19 protein-coding genes are annotated in these 21,820 nt (G+C 48.7%); 14 read left to right on the forward strand and 5 right to left on the reverse strand.

Annotated features, from left to right (window positions below; all coding sequences use genetic code 11):
- The 9 genes from A8990_RS21870 (at window position 1) to A8990_RS21910 (ending at window position 13,082) form a co-directional block, all read left to right on the forward strand.
- On the forward strand, window positions 1-1,539 hold the full coding sequence (locus A8990_RS21870) for a response regulator transcription factor (RefSeq protein ID WP_116191184.1): 1,539 nt from the start codon (window positions 1-3) through the stop codon (window positions 1,537-1,539).
- A gap of 139 nt (window positions 1,540-1,678) precedes the next feature.
- Window positions 1,679-3,397 carry an ABC transporter substrate-binding protein gene (locus A8990_RS21875; RefSeq protein WP_116191185.1) on the forward strand — a complete coding sequence of 573 codons (1,719 nt, stop codon included), beginning with the start codon at window positions 1,679-1,681 and terminating at the stop codon, window positions 3,395-3,397.
- Between the two features lie 136 nt (window positions 3,398-3,533).
- Window positions 3,534-4,460, forward strand: coding sequence for an ABC transporter permease (locus tag A8990_RS21880; RefSeq protein ID WP_245996149.1), 927 nt, complete (start codon window positions 3,534-3,536; stop codon window positions 4,458-4,460).
- A 13-nt stretch (window positions 4,461-4,473) separates the two neighbouring features.
- Window positions 4,474-5,376: a carbohydrate ABC transporter permease gene (locus A8990_RS21885; RefSeq protein WP_116191187.1), complete on the forward strand. Its 903-nt coding sequence runs from the start codon at window positions 4,474-4,476 to the stop codon at window positions 5,374-5,376.
- A gap of 85 nt (window positions 5,377-5,461) precedes the next feature.
- Window positions 5,462-6,232 carry an alpha/beta hydrolase gene (locus A8990_RS21890; protein WP_116191188.1) on the forward strand — a complete coding sequence of 257 codons (771 nt, stop codon included), beginning with the start codon at window positions 5,462-5,464 and terminating at the stop codon, window positions 6,230-6,232.
- Between the two features lie 33 nt (window positions 6,233-6,265).
- Window positions 6,266-7,789 (forward strand): carboxylesterase/lipase family protein, encoded by a 1,524-nt coding sequence (locus tag A8990_RS21895; protein ID WP_116191189.1) that lies wholly within the window; start codon window positions 6,266-6,268, stop codon window positions 7,787-7,789.
- Window positions 7,790-7,846: 57 nt separating this feature from the next.
- On the forward strand, window positions 7,847-9,262 hold the full coding sequence (locus tag A8990_RS21900; protein WP_116191190.1) for a family 43 glycosylhydrolase: 1,416 nt from the start codon (window positions 7,847-7,849) through the stop codon (window positions 9,260-9,262).
- An 83-nt stretch (window positions 9,263-9,345) separates the two neighbouring features.
- Window positions 9,346-10,743, forward strand: a complete 1,398-nt coding sequence (locus A8990_RS21905; RefSeq protein WP_116191191.1) for an AraC family transcriptional regulator — start codon at window positions 9,346-9,348, stop codon at window positions 10,741-10,743.
- 59 nt (window positions 10,744-10,802) lie between these two features.
- Window positions 10,803-13,082: a glycoside hydrolase family 95 protein gene (locus A8990_RS21910; RefSeq protein WP_245996145.1), complete on the forward strand. Its 2,280-nt coding sequence runs from the start codon at window positions 10,803-10,805 to the stop codon at window positions 13,080-13,082.
- 116 nt (window positions 13,083-13,198) lie between these two features.
- Here the strand turns inward: A8990_RS21910 and A8990_RS21915 are convergent, their stop codons facing one another.
- The 4 genes from A8990_RS21915 to A8990_RS21930 form a co-directional block, all read right to left on the reverse strand.
- Entirely contained in the window at window positions 13,199-14,143 is a 945-nt protein-coding gene (locus A8990_RS21915) for a ribose-phosphate diphosphokinase (RefSeq protein WP_116191192.1), read from the reverse strand.
- Window positions 14,144-14,363: 220 nt separating this feature from the next.
- Window positions 14,364-14,579 carry an alpha/beta-type small acid-soluble spore protein gene (locus A8990_RS21920; RefSeq protein WP_116191193.1) on the reverse strand — a complete coding sequence of 72 codons (216 nt, stop codon included), beginning with the start codon at window positions 14,577-14,579 and terminating at the stop codon, window positions 14,364-14,366.
- A gap of 290 nt (window positions 14,580-14,869) precedes the next feature.
- On the reverse strand, window positions 14,870-15,577 hold the full coding sequence (locus A8990_RS21925; protein WP_116191194.1) for an MOSC domain-containing protein: 708 nt from the start codon (window positions 15,575-15,577) through the stop codon (window positions 14,870-14,872).
- 83 nt (window positions 15,578-15,660) lie between these two features.
- Entirely contained in the window at window positions 15,661-16,209 is a 549-nt protein-coding gene (locus A8990_RS21930) for a CGNR zinc finger domain-containing protein (protein ID WP_116191195.1), read from the reverse strand.
- A 181-nt stretch (window positions 16,210-16,390) separates the two neighbouring features.
- Here A8990_RS21930 and A8990_RS21935 point away from each other — a divergent pair, with 181 nt between their 5' ends.
- Genes A8990_RS21935 through A8990_RS21945 form a run of 3 tightly spaced genes read left to right on the forward strand, consistent with a single transcriptional unit; the run spans window position 16,391 to window position 19,973 of the window.
- Window positions 16,391-17,743, forward strand: a complete 1,353-nt coding sequence (locus A8990_RS21935) for a spore germination protein (RefSeq protein WP_116191196.1) — start codon at window positions 16,391-16,393, stop codon at window positions 17,741-17,743.
- 24 nt (window positions 17,744-17,767) lie between these two features.
- Window positions 17,768-18,880 carry a GerAB/ArcD/ProY family transporter gene (locus tag A8990_RS21940; protein ID WP_181909709.1) on the forward strand — a complete coding sequence of 371 codons (1,113 nt, stop codon included), beginning with the start codon at window positions 17,768-17,770 and terminating at the stop codon, window positions 18,878-18,880.
- Window positions 18,870-19,973 carry a Ger(x)C family spore germination protein gene (locus tag A8990_RS21945; RefSeq protein WP_116191198.1) on the forward strand — a complete coding sequence of 368 codons (1,104 nt, stop codon included), beginning with the start codon at window positions 18,870-18,872 and terminating at the stop codon, window positions 19,971-19,973. The genes A8990_RS21940 and A8990_RS21945 overlap by 11 nt, the downstream gene beginning before the upstream one ends.
- Window positions 19,974-20,023: 50 nt before the next feature.
- Here A8990_RS21945 and A8990_RS21950 read toward each other — a convergent pair whose 3' ends face one another.
- Window positions 20,024-20,638 carry an epoxide hydrolase family protein gene (locus tag A8990_RS21950; RefSeq protein WP_220376833.1) on the reverse strand — a complete coding sequence of 205 codons (615 nt, stop codon included), beginning with the start codon at window positions 20,636-20,638 and terminating at the stop codon, window positions 20,024-20,026.
- A 234-nt stretch (window positions 20,639-20,872) separates the two neighbouring features.
- Between A8990_RS21950 and msrA the strand changes: the two genes are divergently transcribed.
- Window positions 20,873-21,355 (forward strand): peptide-methionine (S)-S-oxide reductase MsrA, encoded by a 483-nt coding sequence (gene msrA / locus A8990_RS21955; protein WP_220376834.1) that lies wholly within the window; start codon window positions 20,873-20,875, stop codon window positions 21,353-21,355.
- Window positions 21,356-21,363: 8 nt separating this feature from the next.
- Window positions 21,364-21,810 carry a peptide-methionine (R)-S-oxide reductase MsrB gene (msrB, locus tag A8990_RS21960; protein WP_220376836.1) on the forward strand — a complete coding sequence of 149 codons (447 nt, stop codon included), beginning with the start codon at window positions 21,364-21,366 and terminating at the stop codon, window positions 21,808-21,810.
- Window positions 21,811-21,820 lie beyond the last annotated feature (10 nt).

Genomic DNA, 21,820 nt, shown 5'->3' on the forward strand with positions numbered 1-21,820 from the left:
ATGTACAAAGTGCTGTTGGCCGATGATGAACCGCTTGTCCTTGAAGGGCTGCAGATCATGGTCAATTGGGAAAAGTGGGGCTTCCAGATCGATCGAATGTGCCGAAACGGTGAAGAAGCGATCGAACACATTCGCCAAAACCCGCCCGATCTAGTCGTTACTGATATTCGCATGCCCGTTCTGAACGGGCTTGAACTGATTGATGAGACGCGTCGCTCGGGTAACCGCTCTACCCTCTTTATTATAGCAAGCGGATACGACGATTTCGATTACGCCAGACAGGCGATGAATTTAGGCGTCAAGCATTACTTGACCAAGCCGATCATTGAGGCCGAGGTGGACGAGGTGCTGCAGCAGATTCAGAACGAGCTCTGCGAGACGGAGAAACGTCGGCTCATTCGTACCAGTGCGGATCGTTATGCCGTGAGGCGAGCGTTGTCAATGCTTCTCTTCGGCGGCGAGGAAGCAAATCGGCAGGAACTGATGCGGACGCTGAATCATCTATCCAGCCAAGCGTCTAATTGGACATATGTGCAAGTGTGGATGGGGGAAGAAATTTGGGGCAGTGCCCGCGAAGTTGCCTTGCGGATGACCGAAGAAAACGGCCGCAGTTACTTAATCGATAGAATGGGAGGTTCGTTCGGGCTGGTACTCGGCTCGGATCAACCCGACAATGAAGGCGTTAACGCATTCGCCGAGCGTCTGCTTGCAGCTATGCGAGCCGCAGCGTCCGGGCGAATCGAAATGGCAGTCGGTTGCGGCGTCAATGATCTGAACAATCTGTCAATGTCCTACCGTAGCGCCATCGAGGCTGCGCGGTTTCTTTTTTTCAGCGGTGCCCCCATCGTTCATTATGCGAAAGTCCAAGGTCAACAGCTGTCCTTCGATCCAAGGGAGCTGAAGGCGGTGGACATCATCGTCGAGACAATGGAGAATGCACGTCCCGACGATCTTACGTCTGCGATCCGGAAAGTGTTCTGCACGTTCGAAGAGCGTATGGTCCAGCCAGAGCTGGTTCGCATCTTTGAAACTCAGGTCATGCTAGCCTGCGCATCTCTATTCAAGCAGTTAGGCGGAAACCCCGATGAAATGCACATGTTATGGGATTCCATCTCCGATATCGAGCAGGGTAAACATCTGCAGAAATCGGCAGAGACATTGACTGCCTTCTGCCTGAAATGCCAAGCTGCCATACGCGAGCTGCAGGAAATAAATTGCGGAGGCACGCCGGCGAAGGTGGCTGACTTCTTACGACGCCATTATAAGGAGACGTTCACAATCAAGGAGATAGCGGATCGCTTCTATATAAATCCGGTCTATTTAGGTCAGTCGTTCTCGCGCAAATACGGCACAGGCATTCTCGACTTTATTCACGATCTTCGTATTGAGAAAGCGCAGCAGAGGCTCAGGGAAACGAACGACGCCTCATGTGCGATCGCCGAAGCGCTCGGCTATCGAGGCTATCAGCATTTTCTGAAGCAATTCGAGAAACGGCTTGGCATGAAACCGTCTGATTATAGGCTTCATTTCTCCAAGTGACCCAAGGCTATTCTGCAGCCCTCCGGATGGCAACTTAAATTAAGGGGGCATACAGCTTAAATCTGATTATGTTGCAAACGCATACATTTCTCCATAATGAAGGGAGCAAGAAGAAACGAATTAAGAGGAGGAGAATGACATGGGGGTTGTGAAAAGAAAGAAGCTTTGGGGCTCGTTGTCGCTTGGGCTTGCGCTCAGCCTCGCGCTTGCTGGCTGCGGCGGTAATAACAACAGCAATTCTGCAGGGAATCAAGGGACGACGGATCCGGCAGCTAGTTCCGAGAATGCCGATAGCGGTACTGCTGCAGCGGCGTCCGATGATTTGAAACCGATTACCATTTCGGCTTTCATCGGTTCGCCGAACCAACAGCCGACAGCGGACAATCGGATTTACAAGAAGATCCAGGACGAGCTGGGCGTGAAGCTCAACATGGAATTCCTAGTCGGAGACCTGCAGCAGAAGCTGGGCGTTATGATTGCAGGCGGGGAATATCCGGATCTCATTACCGCAGATCCGAAGCTGGTAACGGCGAAAGCGGTTATTCCGCTCGAGGATTTGATCGACAAGTACGGGCCGCATCTGAAGGAGCATTACGCGGCGTATTGGAACCGGATGAAGGATTCCAGCGACGGGCATATTTACTGGCTTCCGAACTACGGCGCTTACACCGGAGAGACGCATAGCAATTATTATTCAGGCCCAGCTTTCTGGATTCAGAAGGATATTCTTAAGGAAGCAGGCTACCCAACACCGAAGACGTTGGATGATTACTTTAAGCTGATCAGCGACTATGCGGCGAAGCATCCGACAATTGACGGTCAGCCGACAATCGGCTACACGACTCTTGCTTACGGCTGGCAGACGTTCGGTCTGCTCAACGCGCCGGAGCATCTAAGCGGCCATGCGAATGACGGCGGCGTCGTGGTCGACAACGGAGTCGCTAGCGTATTCGCTACCGCGGATATCGCAAAGACCTATTACAAGAAGCTCAACGATGTCTATAACCAAGGCTTGATGGACAAAGAAGCCTTTGTTCAAAACGCTGACCAATATAATGCGAAGATCTCGTCTGGCCGCGTGCTCGGCATGTTCGACCAACACTGGAACTTCCAGGGGGCCGAGAATGAACTGGTCGCCCAAAACAAGATCGGCGAAACCTACGTCGGCTTCCCGCTTACTTACGACGGCATCAAGGATCACTACCTCGATCGTGGCGTCATTAACTTGAATAACGGTTTCGGCATCAGCAAGGACGCCAAAGACCCGATTCGCATCATTAAGTTCCTCGACGCGCAGCTGGACGAGAAGTGGCAGAAGATTTTGCAGTGGGGTGAAGAAGGCGTCGACTACAAGGTGGACGAGAACGGCAAGTTTTATCGCACGCCGGAGCAGCGCAAGCAACAGGAAGATCCGACCTGGAAGCTGGCTAACAAAGCCGAAGCATTACTTGGTTATGCGCCGAAGATCGAGGGCACATACAGCGACGGCAACGCGACGGATGCGGGCAGCCAGCCGGACGAATTTTACGCTTCGCTAAAGCCGGAAGATAAAGAGCTGCTCGACGCTTACCATTACAAGACATGGTCGGATTTCTTCTCCCCTGCTCCGGAGAATCCGGTTTATTATCCGGCATGGCAGATCGATCTGATTGACGGATCCGATGCTTCGGTCGCGAACAAGCAAATGACGGACTCTTCGCTTAAGTATTTGCCGAAGGCAATCATGTCCAGTTCGGATAAATTCGACGCCGTCTGGCAGGACTACGTAGACGCTTACAAGAAAATCAACGTGAAGGCATACGAGGATCGGATTAACTCGCAAATTCAGTGGCGGATCGAGAACTGGACCAGCAAATAACTGAAGCGATGATAGGCTGCCGAAAGCATCGGCGAACTGCCGGTGCTTTCTTTTCTTTATGTATTTGCCGGAAGAAAGATAGGAGGAGAGAATTATGGCGAGCGCCCCGAAAGCCGTTTCATCAACGACGGCCGTGATGACTTCCGCACCCAGATCGTCCCTATTGAAACGGATGCGCAGCCAGAAGCAGCTGATGATCATGTCGCTGCCCCTACTGCTATATGTCCTTTTATTTAGTTACTATCCCATTTGGGGATGGCTGCAGGCTTTCCAGAACTACAAGCCGGCGTTACCTTTTTCTCAGCAGGAGTGGGTCGGTTTCAAGCAGTTCAAATTTCTTTTCAAAGACGACACGTTTCTGCTGGTGCTGCGCAACACAATTGGCATGAGCTTCATCAATCTTGTGCTCGGATTCGTTACGGCGATCATGTTCGCTATTTTGCTTAATGAAATCAAGAGTAAGCTGTACAAGCGTACGATTCAGACCATATCCTATCTTCCGCACTTTCTGTCGTGGATTATCGTAACGGGCCTTGTCGCGAATGCGCTATCCGTGGACGGCGGCATCGTCAATGTGGTGCTCATGAAGCTTGGATTCATTCACGAACCGATCATGTGGCTCAGCAAGCCGCACTCCTTCTGGGGAATTGTAGGCGCCTCCCACGTGTGGAAGGAAGTGGGATGGAATGCCATTATATACTTGGCGGCCATCACGTCCATCGACCCATCGCTTTACGAAGCGGCGGAAATCGACGGGGCGAATCGATACAGGAAAATGCTGAACATCACGCTGCCGGGAATCAGGTCGATCGTCATTATTTTACTGATCATGAATCTCGGCTGGATTCTCGATGCCGGCTTCGAAGTGCAGTACCTGCTCGGCAATGGCGTCGTCGTCGACTGGTCGCAGACAATCGATATTTTCGTATTGAAGTACGGTCTGCAGATCGGCAACTATTCCCTTGCAACCGCTGCAGGCATTTTTAAGAGCGTTGTCAGCATCACGCTAATCTTTGGGGCGAATACGATAGCCAAACGCTTTGGCGAAGATCGATTGATATGAGGAGGGCAAACCGATGAGAACGAGAACGCTTCGGCTGGAGCCGGTTGTCTTTCAAACGTTCAACGCTATCGTCATGATCGCGCTGGCAGTCATTACGCTTTATCCATTTCTGAATACGCTGGCCGTTTCGTTTAATCCCGGCAATGATACGCTCCGCGGCGGCATCTATTTATGGCCTCGCGTTTGGACCGATCAGAACTACAGGGCGGTATTCATAGGCGGAACGATCTATCATGCCTTCTGGGTTTCGGTAGCGCGAACGCTTATCGCCACGGTGCTTAGCCTGTTCCTGACCTCCATGCTCGCCTATACGGTCAGCCGCAAGGAATACGTGTTCCGCAAGCCGGTTACGATCATCATTGTGATGACGATGTATTTTAATGCTGGACTTATTCCGTCGTACTTCCTGATCAAGGATCTGCATCTTCTGAACAGCTTCATGGTTTATATCGTCCCAGGCTTGATCAGCGCGTTCAATATGATCGTCATTCGAACCTATATTCAGACGCTGCCGGATGGGCTGATCGAATCGGCCAAAGTCGACGGCGCTGGAGATTTCAGGACCTTCTTCTCGATCATCATGCCGCTCTGCCAACCGGTGCTTGCTACCGTTGCGCTGTTCGTCGCGGTCGGGCAGTGGAACTCCTGGTTCGATACGTTCCTGTACGCGTCCTCCAAGCAAAATTTGAGCACGCTTCAGTACGAGCTCATGAAGCTGCTGTCTTCCGCATCGTTCTCGAACAGCAACCCGGCGGTAGTCAATGGGAACAATGCGACCGCCGCGCTTAACATGGTCACGCCGATATCGATCCGGGCGGCCATCACGATCGTCGCATCCGTGCCGATTCTCGTTGTGTATCCGTTCCTGCAGAAGTATTTCGTTCACGGCATGCAGCTCGGCAGCGTGAAGGAGTAGCAGCCGCCTCTTCAATGACGTTATCTCGGTCAGCTAGCTTATGCTGGATGGCCTTTTTTATTTATTAGAAAGGGGAAGAGCATATATGTTTCTTGAATCGGCTCCATCTGGTTATGACCAATACAGAGAAGATGTTCCTCACGGAAAAATGGCAACGATCGAATATGAATCCTGCACGGTTGGCAGCAAACGCAAATGCATGATCTACACGCCTCCGGGATACACCGATGAAGCGAAGTACAATGTCTTGTATCTCTTGCATGGGATTGGAGGGGACGAGCTGGAATGGTTTCATCATGCCGCTCCGCAGGTGATTCTGGATAATTTATATGCAGAAAACAAGCTCGCCCCTATGATCGTTGTTCTGCCGAACGGCCGTGCAATGCCGAATGACAGGGCAGAGGGGAATTTATTCGATGCCGACAAAATAAAAGCATTCGAGACTTTTGAATCTGATCTGGTGAATGACTTGATTCCTTATGTGGAGTCGCATTACCCGGTTCTAACAGGCTCGGAGAACCGAGCATTAGCCGGCCTGTCCATGGGCGGCGGGCAATCTTTGAACATTGGCTTGAAGCATTTCAGAACATTTGCATGGATTGGGGCTTTCTCTCCCGCGCCAAATACGAAAGTTGACGAACTGCTTATCCCGCAACCGGAGGAGACGGCAGCAGGACTCAGGTTGCTTTGGTTGTCGTGCGGCATTTTGGATGAACTGAAACATGTGAGCGACAGAACGCATACCTGCCTGGAAGAGCTTCATGTTCCTCATATTTGGCATGAGGAGAGCGGCGGTCATGATTGGTTGGTATGGAAAAATGATTTGTATCATTTCTCCAAGCTTCTTTTTCGATAATTCGGCATCGTCATTTTGAAGGGAGACTTGCACATGCTAAGAGTCACGAAGGTAGAAAACGGAACCGTACGAGGGTTGCCGGCGGCCGACCCGCGGATTACGAGTTTCAAAGGGATTCCGTTCGCCGCTCCGCCCGTAGGGGACAATCGTTGGCGCGCCCCGCAGCCGCTGCAGGACTGGGAAGGCGTGCGGGGCGCGTACGAATACTCCCCGATTCCGATGCAGGTTAGGCAAGAGATCGACGTGAACAACATCTATACCCGGGAATGGGCCGTGGAGCCGGACATCGCTATGGACGAGGATTGTCTCTATCTGAATGTGTGGACCCCGGCGGGCAGCGCTAACGAGAAACTTCCGGTTTACGTATGGTATTTCGGCGGCGGTCTGCAGGTCGGCCATCCATCCGAGATGGAGTTCGACGGCGAACGCATTGCAAGGCGCGGCATCGTGGTCGTCACGATCAACTATCGCCTCAACGCGTTCGGATTCCTCTGCCATCCGGAAATCACGGCGGAATCGCCGGATGCTCCCGCGAACTTCGGGCACCTCGACCAACAATTCGCTACGCGTTGGGTCAAACGCAACATCGCGGCTTTCGGCGGCGACCCGAATAACATTACCATCGGCGGACAATCGGCCGGGGGAGGCAGCGTCATGAACCAGCTCGCTTCGCCGCAGAACGAAGGACTCTTCCAGAGAGCCATCGTGCAGAGCGGGGTGTTCACGAAGCTGTACCCGAACCCACGCGCGCCAAAGTTTCTGCGTACGATAGCGGAAGCGGAACGAGACGGCGTTCGCTTCTTCGAATCTCTCGGCGTGTCCTCGCTTGAGGAAGCCCGGAAGTTGGACGCGGTTTACGTTCGCGATAGGTACCTGGAGTCCGGAGGATTCTGGGGCGCCGTTGTCGATAACAAGTTTAACGTAGGCGATGCGTTCGTACTATTCCTTCAGAACAAGCGTTGGATGGTGCCGGTGCTCTTGGGCCATACGTCGTCCGAGTTTTACAGCGTTCCGGATGTCGGTTCGCTTGACGAATTCAAGCGTATGGCGTTCGATCTGTTCGGCGACGATGCCGACGAGTTTCTCTCGCTTTGCAATGTGCAATCGGGGAGCGTGGACGAGGCCGTGAAGAAAGCTTCGGTGAGCGGCATCGAATACGCAATACGGATTGCCGGTCGGGCCAATGCCGATACCGGTGCGAAAACCCCGCTGTACTACTACAATTTCGATGCGGATATCCCAGGCTGGGATGATCCCGGCACGTTCCACTCGGTGGATCTCTGGTTCTTCTTCGAGACGCTGGCCAAATGCTGGAGGCCGTTCGTCGGCAAGCATTACGATCTGGCCCGCCGGATGTGTAACTATTGGGCGAACTTTATCTGTACGGGAGATCCGAACGGTGAAGATTCGACAGGTGTGAGAATGCCGAAGTGGGAGCCTTATGCGCCGGAGACGCCGTACGGGATGTTATTCGCGGATCAAGCCGAGTTTGCGAGAGAAGAGCCAAGCGAGATCATGAAGTTCCTCGTAGAGCAATATTTCAAGAAGAATAGCTGAACCTAGAAGGATCGTCCTGAAAATCTAGAATATATTCTGAAGGAGAACTCAAAGGATATGAGAAAACAAGGGTTGAATCCGTATCTTCCATCGTGGGAATACATACCAGACGGAGAACCTCATTTATTTAACGGCAGAGTTTACGTGTACGGATCGCATGACCGGTTTAACGGACATGCGTATTGCCTCAACGATTATGTGTGCTGGTCGGCGCCGGCTGATGATCTGGGCAATTGGCGCTATGAGGGCGTGATTTACAAGAAAACATCAGATCCGCTGAATCCGGACGCCAGCATGTGCCTCTATGCGCCGGACGTCACGGTTGGAGCGGATGGACGATATTACCTCTATTATGTTCTCGACAAGGTCTCTATCGTTTCGGTAGCGGTCTGCGATGAGCCAGCCGGTAAGTTTGAGTTCTACGGCAACGTCAAGTACGCCGACGGCACTCGTCTGGGGGAAAGAGAAGGCGACGAGCCTCAATTCGATCCAGGCGTGCTCACGGAAGGCGAGCGGACCTATTTGTACACCGGATTCTGCGCGGTCGGCGATAAATCAAGGCATGGCGCCATGGCGACAGTGCTCGGTCCGGACATGCTCACGATTATAGAAGAACCGGTATTCGTCGCGCCAAGCGAACCTTATTGCAAGGGGAGCGGATTTGAAGGACATGCCTTCTTCGAGGCGCCCTCCATTAGGAAAAGAGGCGACACGTATTATTTAATCTATTCGTCCGTCGTCATGCACGAGTTATGCTATGCGTCCAGCCAATCTCCGACCCGCGATTTTGTCTATCAAGGCGTAATTATAAGCAATAACGATCTTCACATCGATTCATACAAGCCGGCTGACAAACCGATGTTCTATGGCGGCAATAACCACGGCAGTATAGTAGAAATAGATGAAAAGTGGTACATCTTCTATCACCGGCATACGAACGGAACGAATTTCAGCCGGCAGGGATGCATCGAACCGATCGAATTCAGAAAGGACGGGACGATAATCCAGGCCGAGATGACTTCGTCCGGACCCAATGGAGGACCGCTTGAAGGAAGGGGTGAATATCCTGCATACTTAGCCTGTAATCTGTTCTGCCCTGACGAGGCGTTGTACACGGGAGCTCCCGGGGAATGGATGGACAGCCGGTTCCCGAAGATCACCCAAGACGGCAAAGACGAGGACGAAGAGGTCGGATTTATTGCCAACATGAGGGATTCCGCTACGGCGGGCTTCAAGTATTTCCGCTGCGAGGGAATCCGCAAAGTCAAAATCACAGTGCGCGGCTATTGCCGCGGCGACTTCGAAATCAAAACATCTTGGGACGGCCCCGCTCTTGCAACAATTCCGGTCGATTTTACGAATGTTTGGAAGGAGTATTGGGCGGATCTCATCATTCCGGATGGTATTCAAGCGTTGTATTTCACGTATACGGGCATGGGCGGCGCTAGCTTGGCTTCATTCACGCTGGAATAATGCTTTCTTCCGCGCTATGATTTGCATCTCCAACACAAACTGATAAAGTGGAAGCAAGTCATATTTATTTTAGGAGAAAGAATATGGGAGAATATTTTGAACCCGGTGACGAGCTTTGTGTCGAGTTGCATGCAATGCCCAATCTTCATTTTTCCTTCCAGATTTACGGTATTCATTGGCGAAGCGTTCTGCAAAACTGGTCTTATGCAGAACACGAGCATCCGCTGTTGGAGCTTAATCTGGTGCTGGAGGGTACCCAAGTGACGCGGGTTGGAGACGTGGAATATGTTCAGGGTCCCGGGGACTTGCTGCTTATACCGCCGGGGCGGAGGCATGCCAGCAGGTCTGAAGGAAGCGACGGCATGTCTTTTTTCTGCCTTCACTTGAACATTGACGATCCCTTCATCCTGGATCCCTTCTATCATTTAACGGACATTCTGAATGCTAGAGATTCCGAGCTGACCATGCGGCTTCGACCACTGCTGGACAATTTTATAGAAGAAGTCTCCAGTTCGTCGGGCCTCTCATCAACGCATCATCGAGTCAAGATGAAAGCCAATGCCCTAAGCTTGATTGCCGCTCTAAGCGAGATGCTCATTCACGACGGGAGCGGGTTCGTAAACAGGGAGTTTAGTGATGCGGAGAAGCGAACAATGCTTGGCGCGGTCATGATGAGGGAGCAGACGTTGATGGAAAAGCGCGTGCAGGATCTGTTCTACGGAACCCTAGGTGCGGAGGCTTCGAAAATCTATGAAGCGCTGCTTCCTTCATATCGCTGGATCAGCGTCTGTTCGATCTCCAGGCAGGATACCCTTTATTGGGATAATAAGCATCGGGCATTCGCCGGGTCGTTGCTCGAGGAAGTTTTATCCTCCTTGGGCTCGGTTGTCATTATCGATGATCTATTGATGACGGCCATTGTGTTCTCCAATCAAATATCGGTCCCGCCTGTTGAGCAGAAAATGCTGGAAGCGGAGAAGCGTCTGCAACAGAATGTGGACCCTAATCTCCGTCTGGGCTTCGGAGGCATAGCCTCGGACTTGCGAGAGGTCGGCTCTATGTACGAGCAGAGCCTGATGGCATTCTCGGCTGATTCCATGGATACGACTTCGGGATGTCGAACGATTGAGTTCGTGAATCGCATTATACGGCTCGCGATGAACCGGCTCGAAACCGAATACGCGAGCAAGAACATTTCGCTGGGCTTGCTGGCCGAGTCGCTCGATGTCTCCCCCAATTATTTAAGTGCGTTGTTTACAACGGAGACAGGCATGACCTTCACACAGCATTTGACTCGAATCCGGATGGAGCACGCGAAACGGCTCTTAAACGAAACGCGATTAAAAATATACCAAATATGCAATGAGGTTGGGTATTCGGATCAAGCCTATTTTAGTCGGCTCTTTAAATCGCTGGAAGGAAGGAGTCCTTTCGATTACCGGGAGCATTCTAGAATTCCAGGCAATAATTTCGATCTATAAGAAGGATCGAAAACGATGGACAGCCCAATTCTACCCTACAGAATGGAAGGTGAATAAGCATGAACGCGGCGGCAGGACGTATGAGGCTCTGGTATAAGCAGCCGGCCAAGAATTGGAACGAAGCGCTGCCTCTTGGAAACGGACGGTTGGGCGCGATGGTTTTCGGAGATGTAACTAACGAACGACTTCAGTTGAACGAGGATTCCTTGTGGTACGGGGGACCGAGGGACCGCAACAATCGGGATGCTCTCCCGAATCTTCCTAAGATCAGGGAGCTGATACTGGCTGGAAAGGTTCACGAAGCTCAAGAGCTGGCCTGCATGGCTTTGACGGGCATTCCGGAATCGCAGCGGCATTATGTGCCCTTGGGCGATTTGCAGCTTCGCTTTGATTCATCCGGTTCTTCGCCTTCGGCGTACAGCAGAGAGTTGGATTTGGAGAACGGAGTAATGACCATCTCCTATCAACAGGATGGAGTTCGCTTTACCCGAGAAATATTCGCGAGTAATCCAGATCAAGTCATCGTCGTTCGGCTAAAGGCAGACCAGCCAGGCCGGCTGACGTTCCGAGCAAGATGGGATCGCCAGCAGTGGCGGTATGTGGATAGGATCTCCCCGTGGGGAACCGACGGACTGGTAATGTCAGGCGAGGGCGGAGGTGAAGGCGGGGTCGCGTTCCGCGCCGCATTGAAGGTCTTTGCAACGGGTGGAAACTGTCGCACACTCGGAGAATATGTTCTGGTCGATCAGGCGGATGAGGTCACGCTGATTATCGCAGCCGACACGACCTTCCGTTCGGCTTATCCTGAGCAGTCCTGCAAAACGGCCATCGATGCAGCGGCAAAGAAGCCGTACGCTGAAATACTCGATCGGCATACGGCGGACTACCGTTCGTACTTCACGCGTGTGGAGCTGGAAATCAACGGCCCGATTAGTGACCGTGACGAGTTGCCGACGGACGAGAGACTGGCTGATTATGGACAAGGACAAGAAGATCCGGGGCTGGTGTCCTTATACTTTCAATTCGGGCGTTATCTTCTCATTTCGTCAAGCCGTCCGGGGGCACTGCCGGCGAATCTTCAGGGAATCTGGAATCCCCACTTTTTGCCCCCGTGGGATAGTAAATTCACGATTAATATCAATACCCAAATGAATTATTGGCTGGCCGAAAGTTGCAATTTGGCGGAGTGTCACCTTCCATTGTTCGACTTGATCGAGCGAATGCGAGAGCCGGGAAGAACGACGGCGTCGATCATGTACGGCTGCCGCGGGTTTACGGCACATCATAATACGGATATCTGGGCGGATACGGCCCCTCAGGATGGGTGGCCGCCATCGACTTTCTGGCCGCTTGGCGCTGCTTGGCTATGCCTCCATCTCTGGGACCATTACGACTTCGGCAGAGACGAGGCGTTTCTGGCCCAGGCTTATCCCACAATGAAGGAAGCGGCTCGATTCTTGCTGGATTACCTCATCGAAGGGGAGGACGGACAGCTGATTACTTGTCCTTCGATATCCCCTGAGAACGCTTACTTGTTAGACAGCGGCGAAGCCGAGGTGTTATGCGCAGGTGCTTCGATGGACTTCCAAATCATTCGCGCCTTATTCGACGTTTGCATGCAAAGTGCCGGTATCCTTGAGATCGATGAGGCGTTTAGCAGTGAGGTGGCAAGCGCCCTGAGCAGGCTCCCGCAACCGGCGATTGGCAGACACGGCCAGATTCAGGAGTGGATGGAAGATTACGAAGAAGCGGAGCCTGGGCATCGGCACATCTCCCACTTGTTCGGGCTGTATCCCGGAGAGCAGTTCACACCGGAGAAGACGCCGGAGCTGGCGGCTGCCGCCCGGGTCACCCTCGAAAGGCGGCTGGCTCACGGCGGCGGACATACCGGATGGAGCCGAGCCTGGATTATCAACTTTTGGGCTCGCCTGCGGGATTCGGACAAGGCCCGCGAGAACGTGAAGGCGCTGCTTAGCCATTCCACGCTGCCGAACCTGCTGGATAATCATCCGCCTTTCCAGATCGACGGGAATTTCGGCGGTACGGCAGGCATCGCGGAAATGCTGCTGCAAAGCCATTCGGGCGTGCTCGATCTGCTTCCTGCCTGGCCGTCCGCTTGGGGAGACGGCCGCGTTCGCGGTCTTCGGGCCCGAGGCGGTTACATGGTAGACATGGAATGGGCGCAAGGACGGCTGCAGCGCATCGCCATCTACGCGGTACAGTCCGGAGTCTGCCGCATTCGGGGTATTGGAGAGGACGTCATTGACAAGTTCATGGAGGCTGGGCAAAGATTCACGTCTTCGTTTCCTTTCGAGGAACTCGTCGCATCCAAGTCATGAATGAATACATCGGGGTTAAGATGGGGTTTTAAAGCGTTTTTTAGTCTGTATAAATCAAAGAAGACTGTCGACAGTTGTCGACGGTCTTTTTTGTTGTCCCTCACTACCAGGATTCCTTACATTTGATTGGTCTTAAACAGTGTATTTATCGATCCGCCGTTATTAATGATTTTGAGCGCAGTTGCGAGAAGCTCCGCCATTGGAAGAACAACGAACTTATCCGAATGGTTCGGGTCAATCGCGATGGTATCCGTAATAACGACCTTTTTAATATAGGGATGCGACAGCTTTTCGAGCGCGTTTTCCGAGAAAAGCCCATGTGTCGCGCAGATATAGGCGTCATTCGCGCCTTGTTTATGCAGCGCCTCAACAACATTCACAATCGTGCCGCCTGTATCGATTAAATCCTCAATAATAATCGGAGTCATGCCTTCGACTTCGCCGATAATATGCGTGATTTTCGTCTGATTGTGAGCAGGGCGGTTCTTGATCATAATGGCAAACGGACAGTCCAAATAATTGGCGAGCTTCTCAGCGGTTGTTGCCCGACCAGCGTCAGGCGAGACAACGACCGGATTCTTGATGTTCTCTGCCTTCAAATAATCGGTGATGAGATCCAAAGCGGTAAGGTGATCAACAGGGATATCGAAGAAGCCTTGAATGGGATCGGCATGAAGATCTACCGTAATCAAGCGGTTAGCGCCTACGGTTGTCAGCACGTCGGCTACGAGCTTCGCGGAAATCGGTTCGCGCGGGGCCGCTTTTCGTTCCTGACGAGCATAGCCGTAATACGGCATAACGATATTAATCGTTTTGGCTGAAGCGCGTTTTGCTGCATCAATCATAATCATGAGTTCGACTAAATGCTCATTTACGGGATGAGACAAGGATTGAAGGATATAGACATGTGCAGAGCGAATCGATTCGATATAACGCAAGCTGATTTCTCCGCTTTGCAGCCTCGAAATCTCAATGTCTCCAAGCGGAACATTAAGCTGCCGGCATAGCTCTTCCGCGAGCGGGCGGTTCGAAGAACCGGAAAATATTTTTACATTTTGCATCCGCTTAACTCCTCAATTCATGCTTGTCAGCATAATTATTATCTTCTTGCAACATACAGATAGTCCCATTATATCCTTTGCATTTGTAAATTCAAACCTTGCGAACTTCGGTGTGTTTATACAGAAAATGTATAACGGCCGCAATTGGGCTGCAATTATAAACTAAAAAAAGCTGCCCCTCATCATAAGGAGCAGCCTTTATGTTTATCTCCGATTACTTTTATCTCCAATTACTTGATGATCCGCCTAAGCTTTGTTCGGCAATCTGAACCAGTTTGCGTGTAATTGTTCCGCCGATTTTCCCAGCATCGTAAGTTCTTAAGTTTCCGTTATATCCATCTGGAGAAAGCTGAATACCGAGTTCTTGAGCGACTTCATACTTTAGCTGATCGAGCGCTTGCGTTGCTTGCGGTACTACTAGTGTGTTTCTGGACATTTAGTTAGCCTCCTTGATTCGTGGTGTTTTTGTAATATATCCAAATTATTGCTTACTATACAATGGATGAAGTGTAATGGCAGGTAATGAGATGTTAATATTTGGATTCCATCGACGAGACCATTTCAAGAGCAGTGGAGAATGGTGCCAAACAAGATACGGAGAGAATGGATTTCGGTGACTTTTATCTTGCCTACTTATTCGATCCGCAGGGTATTCGGTTCGGTGTAATTCAATACAAGTAACATGATTCGGCCGGCCTCTTGATCGGCGTTCGACCGAGGCTGGCTTTATTGCGTTTCTTGACGCTCTCTCTGAGATCTGCCTGTGAGGCGCTCGCTGCTATCGATCTTAATCCCTAATAGTCGTTTCTCAAACGTGTTTCTCCAACTTGAAGATAATTCTTCCACGCTCAATAGCTTCTCAATCCCATCGTAATCATTCTTATCATGATGCATGACCCGATTCGCGAATGCCACTGTTATTGCTTGCGGATGTGCCCGTAATAATATCAGTTGGTTTTCAAAGTGGACTTTTCCCGGTTGAAGAACACGCAAATAAAAGCCTGTAAACCCTGTTTGCTGTACCTTGATGGGCATTTCGGGGGATTGATAACGGGCGGACAACTTAAAACATGGCTGCCTCGGTTGAGTGATCTGTACAATGGCACTGCCAAGTTGAAAGATATCTCCGATGCATACTTCCGTCTCTAAGAAGCCGTTAACAGTCAGATTTTCTCCAAAGGCCCCGTAGGATAATGATCTCCCAAGCTCTTTCTCCCAGAATGGATAGTGTCCATAGCTATATACACAAACTGCTTTATCTTTTCCGCCGTGATTTTTCAAATCAGCTTGTGCGTCTCCTTGGAATCCGTCCGAGTCCAATTCCAAAAGAGTATAGACAGGCATTTTAAAAATGCTTGTAACGATTTCTTTTTGGTTAAATTCCATAACAGTCGGTTTACCGACATTGATTGAAACTAGTTGTTCATGCTTCATTGGAGTCTCCTCATTATTCATGCTTAAAGAGTTGGGCAGATAATCTCTGCTCAACTCTTTTTGATTGCTGCAGATTGGACGACTTAGGTTTTATCAACCTTTTGGCGTGCTCGGAAACGTCGGACCTTCATCAGGTTACCGCAAACATTATTGGCGCAGAAGCGTTTGGAGTTATTACGGGTTTCATCATAATAGACCGTCTTACAGTCCGGATTTTCGCAAATACGAATACGGGAGGGATCACCCTCTGTCAGTAATCGAACGAATGAAGTAGCTACTTCTGCTCCGATACTAGCCCAACCCGATTGTAGTGGAGCGGTTACCAATTGAAATCCAGATTCCGTTCCCACGATCTGCAGAATCATTGGCGCGACCGACAATGTCTTGTTCAGTCCTTCAAGATCCGAGGCATCCGTGATCTTATGCTCTGTCAGCCTTTGAACGAGATGAAGTATTTGGTGCCGCAGTTGTTTCAGATCATCCATTTCTTTCGCAGACGGAGCGCCTGGATAGGGAAGGTTATGGTTCGTCAGTAATTGTTCTAACCATCCTGGCTTGTCCAGGCGGTCTTCGTAGTAACCGCTGCCTCTCCAGTCGTGATAGTTGCTTTTCAAAAAATCGTCCCATAGCATCGTGCAGCAACTCCTTTAAATCGTAATACAAAGATTGTAACACTCTAGATATTATTTAGATAGTGTCTTGCGGGTATTTCCGTTCAAACTTGCTCCGCTCACGACTGTACGGATTATGCATATTTGGAAAGTTTGTACTCCATAATAATTGTAATCCTGTTCAAAGGCGGGGACTTGATAAATGACAGAAGCTAATTATGAAAAGACCCTTGCGGAATTTGGGGATAGTTTTGACCTTGTCCATCGTTCATTTCATCAAGATAAATTTCGCATTGTTTATTTGAACTCATTAGTCGATTCTCAGTCATTAGAGTGGGAAATACTTTCGCCTTTAAGAGAAATGTCTTTCAATCATCTTGAACAGGCTACGGATCAGTCACTATTCAAACGAATAAATGACCAAGAAGAAGTAATCAAGGGCATATTAGACGGTAATGTGGCAATGTTCGCTGGAGCGTATACATACTTAATAAATGTGCCAGGATTCGAAGAGCGTGCCATTTCGCAATCCGAGAGAGAGACGGTCATTAATGGGCCGCATGACTCTTTTAATGAAGTATTACAAACGAATGTATCCTTAATTCGGAGAAGAATCAGAAGTCCTCGCTTAAAAATGATTTCGTTATCTGTTGGCGACATTTCAAAAACTAGAGTTCTTGTCATCTATATTGAGGGCACTGCAAAAATGAGCATTGTGAATCAGTTAAAAGAAAGGATTCAAGCGATTAAAGTTGATTCCATAACGGATTCTAATTTTCTGATTCAAAAATTAGACGAGCATCAAAACTCGCCATTTCCTCAATTTTATACGACTGAAAGACCGGATATAGCGGTGTCAAAACTATATGCCGGCAAGATTATCGGACTTGTCGACGATAGTCCCAATATTATTTGTACGCCATCCAGTTTCTTTGATTTTTTCGAGTCACCTGATGATCTGTATCAGCGTTGGACGATAGGGGTAGCAGTGAAGCTTCTGCGATACTTAGCGTTATTCGTCACTTTAATACTCACCGCTTTTTATGTCTCAATATGTACGTATCATTACGAGATGATTCCGCAATCGCTGCTGCAGAGCCTCATGCAGTCTAGGAGCAGGGTGCCTTTTCCCCCTTTTATTGAAGCACTGTTTTTAGAAATAGTCATTGAATTGCTGCGGGAGGCCGGGGCGAGACTGCCTACCAAAATTGGTCAAACCATTGGAATTGTCGGGGGTATCGTAATCGGACAAGCAGCCGTTCAAGCCGGGATAACCAGTAATATCTTGATTATTGTTGTGTCCGTATCGGCAATTGCTTCATTTATCGTCCCAAGTTATGGCATGAGTGCTTCCATTAGACTCGTTCGATTTCTATTTATTATTATGGCGGGATTTTTGGGGAACATCGGTATCTTCTTCACTTTGGGTATCGTGATCATTCACTTGATGGGGTTGACCAATTTCTCCTCGCCGTATATTAAAGCGATATCTCCAGCCTTCTTCAAAAGCTGGATGGATAATATCATCATAAAGCCTTTCTATAGAAATAAATGAGGAAAGCGATGGGGGAGAATAAGCGTGAAAGCTGGTGATCATTTGAAAGAACGACTCCACCCATTTCAATTGTCTATCTTGTTATATAGCATCCAAAATGGTCTTGTTGTGTATACGTTGCCTCGAGTAACTGCCCAATATTTTGGAACAAACGGTTGGCTAAGTATTATATTCATTTTCATACTTGTGAATATCAATATTTTGCTCATTGCAACCATTTATAAGCTGGGCAAAGGGAGATCTATTTTCGAAATCATTGAAGCGACTATACCCAAGTGGGTGATGATACCCATTTATTTGTTCATCATTTGTGTTTGGATTGGATTGGCCAGCATGATTATGAGGGAATATATTTTCATCATGAAGATTTTCTTTTATCCCGCATTACCTGCTGTTTATTTTGTCATTTTTTTTACGCTTCTTGGATTTCAACTTCTAACAGGCGGGATTCACCATATAACGAAGGCTTTTGTTGTACTAATCTGCTTCGTAATGCCAATGCTTGCTTTACTGCTATACCTCATTTCGGAATTTGAGTTCGACCGCTTCACGTCGTTTTATTTTAAAGGAGGAACCGATTATTTCGAGGGATCATTACGCGTTTATTCCGCTTATCTAGGTATTGAAGTTTCCATGCTCTTATTCCCTGTGGTTGATAAGAAATGGACGAAGTCATTGTTTATTGGCAATTTCTTCTCGTTGTTTATCTATTTGATTGTCACCTTTATGTGCTTTGGATTTTTCAGCTTCGATCAAGTATTAAACGACTTATACCCGATTATGACACTCTTTGAATATACAGAAGTTTCTTTCCTTTCACGGGCCGAGAATCTTTGCTTTTGTGTTTTTGCCTTCAAGATATTAGCCACAACGGTTATCTATTACTGGGGCGCTCAGAAAACGCTTGAAAATATAGCTGGAAAAGTAAAACCTGGTCTTTGGATCATCCTCATACTGGCCACCGGATTTGTTCTCGCGTTGATTCCGGGCTCTGTCGCACATGTAGAGAAGTGGTCCAACTGGTTGAGTAATTGTGCCATATTAATTGCATGGGCGCTGCCTATATTCGTGTTAGGTGTCCTTTTCATCCAAATGCTTAGAAACCAGATGCTTAGGGAGACAGATTATGCAAAGTAAAGTCATTATCGTGATCACAATGTGCTGCTTGACAGTATTCGTAGCAGGCTGCGGAGAAAGTAATGCGATTGAAAAATTAGCTGTGGTAGAAGCGGGTGCATACGATCTGTCTGAGGGTAGTGAAAACCCAATAACAACGACAGTCCTTTTCCCCACGGTTACTAAAGAAGGTAAGTTTGATACGATGGCGCTTACGGCTAAAGGTAAATCGATTCATGACACCTTCCTTAAAGTTCAAAATCTAACCAGTCTCAAGATCGTTGGCGGGCAAGGGACGATTCTCTTCGGGGAGGACCTGGCGAAAAAGGGGTTAATAAATGTCGTGAAATCATTGAGAAGGGATCCGGAAATCGGAATTCGCGTTAAATTCGCCATGGTTGAGGGGAATGCAGGGAAACTTCTCGAAAAAAAATTCCCTTCGATTGAAGATAATGCAGAATTTATTTATTTGTTTCTGGAGAGAGCGGGCTGGCAAGATAAAGTTCTGTTCACCAATCAATACCGTTTCCTAAGAGATTATTATGACGATGGCATTGATCCGGTTCTTCCCGTCTTTTCATATGAAGGGGATACCATCGGATTAAAGGGAGTAGGTACGTTTAAAGGCGATCGATATGTCACGCTCTTAACTTTTAGCGAAACGCAAATTCTGAACTATTTGATCGGTAACATCAAAAACGGCAGATTGATGATTGCGATGAATGATTTAGAGCCAGGACAGAATTATCAGCTTTCCTTAAGTAACATTAACTCTGATAACGATAAAATAATAAACACAAAGAATATGCAGGCCGAAATAAAAGTAAAATTAAAAGCAAGCGTCCTTGAATACACAGGTACTATGGATATAAGTAAAGAAAAGTATCAAAAGCAGTTAGAAGGGCAGATTGAAAAATATTTAACGACGAATTCAGAAAAGCTGATAGCCAAATTGCAGCAATCTCAATCAGATCCAATCGGGATAGGCAAGGTCGTTCGCAATCATTTGACCTATGAAAGATGGAAAAGTATGAATTGGAATAAGACTTACTCAAACATGAGTATTAAAGTGCAGGTAAAAGTTGAGCTGACTAATTCGGGTAAATCAATCTAATTTAAAAGCGTGTTTAGAAAAAGCCGCGGGGTATTTTCCTGCGGCTTGATTTATGTGCAACTGGTGTGTAATGCAAGTTGTGCTAGCTCGATTAACGCAACGTTTTGAATGCTTTGCGGCGCACCCCAGTCTCCGCCTTGTGCGACATACTTATTATAGCCAAGGCGCTTCATCAGTACATCCCAAGCCTTGGCGATGTGATCGGGACCCCAGCCAGTCGTGTCTGCTTTCTCGGAGAAGCCATAACCTGGCATCGACGGAATTACCACGTCAAAAGCGTCTTCGGCCTTACCGCCATATTTCGTGGGATTGGTAAGCGGTTCGTTAAGCTTCATCTGTTCGATGATCGACCCAGCCCATCCGTGCGTGATGATAATCGGCATAGCGCCTTTATGCTTTGAACGAACATGGATGAAGTGAATGTCCTCGCCATCGATCTCCGTCATGAACTGCGGATAGGAATTCAGCTTCGCTTCAATCTTCCGCCAGTCGTAATCATTAGCCCAATATTTGGCGAGACTCTGAATCGTTTTAAGCTGCACGCCATGCGACTGGTCCGAGACGGGTTCTTTCTCAGGCCTATCTTGTTGCTTTGATACGACTGCGCAAGTCAGTGAGTGCCGCTTGATAATTTTGCTCAGCATTCGCGTGGATGGCACGCTCACTACGACTCGGCCATCCCGAGTTGCAATAAGTTTGTAACTATCTAATTTTATTTTAGTAGTTACTAGTGAAAATATAACATGAACTATTTTTGGTCGTCAAGTATAGAGTCAAAAAGGGGTTTTTGGACTGTTAGAAATGAGGTGCTTTGGATGTATACGATCAAGTCATCAGCTGATATATTTCACTGAAAGCCATTATGAATGGGGCCAAAACAATCTGATGAGGTGGTATAAATGACTGCTATGAAGAATGGGAACATGAAAGAGCCTCTAGAAACTGCCATTTTCGCGGGCGGCTGCTTCTGGCACATGGAAGATGCATTTCAGAAACTCGATGGTGTATCGCATGTTTATGCTGGTTACACAGGCGGAGTAATGGAGAATCCGACTTACGAACAAGTCGTTTCTTATATGTCGGATCATATCGAGGCAGTCGAAGTACATTATAATCCGAACGCGATTACGTATCACGAGCTGTTGAACAATTTCTGGAAGAACTCTGATTTACGGGAATCCGCCATCTTTTATACCAGCAATGAACAAAGAGAGTTGGCTCAAAAATCTCTGAACGAAATGGCCAAACAGTCCATCAAACCTGTTGTAACGAAGATTGCCGCTGCATCAACGTTCTACATGGCAGAGGAAGAGCATCAGAACTATTACAAAAAAAACGGGTTGGCAGCCTGCTTGAATAAAGTTTGGGGGTTAAGAAAATGAACGACACTATTAGGTTCAACAAAGAAGAAAAACTGAAAACGCTGACGGAGCTTCAGTATAACGTAACTCAAAAAGGTGCGGACGAGCCTCCATTCCATAACGAATACTGGAATAATAACGAAGAGGGGATCTATGTAGATATTGTCTCGGGTGAGCCGCTATTCAGCTCGAAGGATAAATATGATGCGCAGACCGGCTGGCCGAGTTTTACTAAGCCTTTGATGTCAAACAACGTGGTCTTCAAAAACAATGGATTATTCCCGGGAATTACGGGTATGGAGGTTCGAAGCCGAAATGCCAACTCCATTCTCGGTCATGTATTCAACGATGGTCCGCAGCCAACGGGACTCCGTTTCTGCATGAACTCCGCATCCATGGAATTTATCCCCAAAGCCGATCTTGTTCAGAGAGGTTATGGGGCACTGGCAGCACAGTTTGTTGAAAAAAAAGATTAACGAGTTCCTC

Source organism: Paenibacillus taihuensis (genome assembly GCF_003386535.1).
Lineage (GTDB): Bacteria > Bacillota > Bacilli > Paenibacillales > Paenibacillaceae > Paenibacillus_Z > Paenibacillus_Z taihuensis.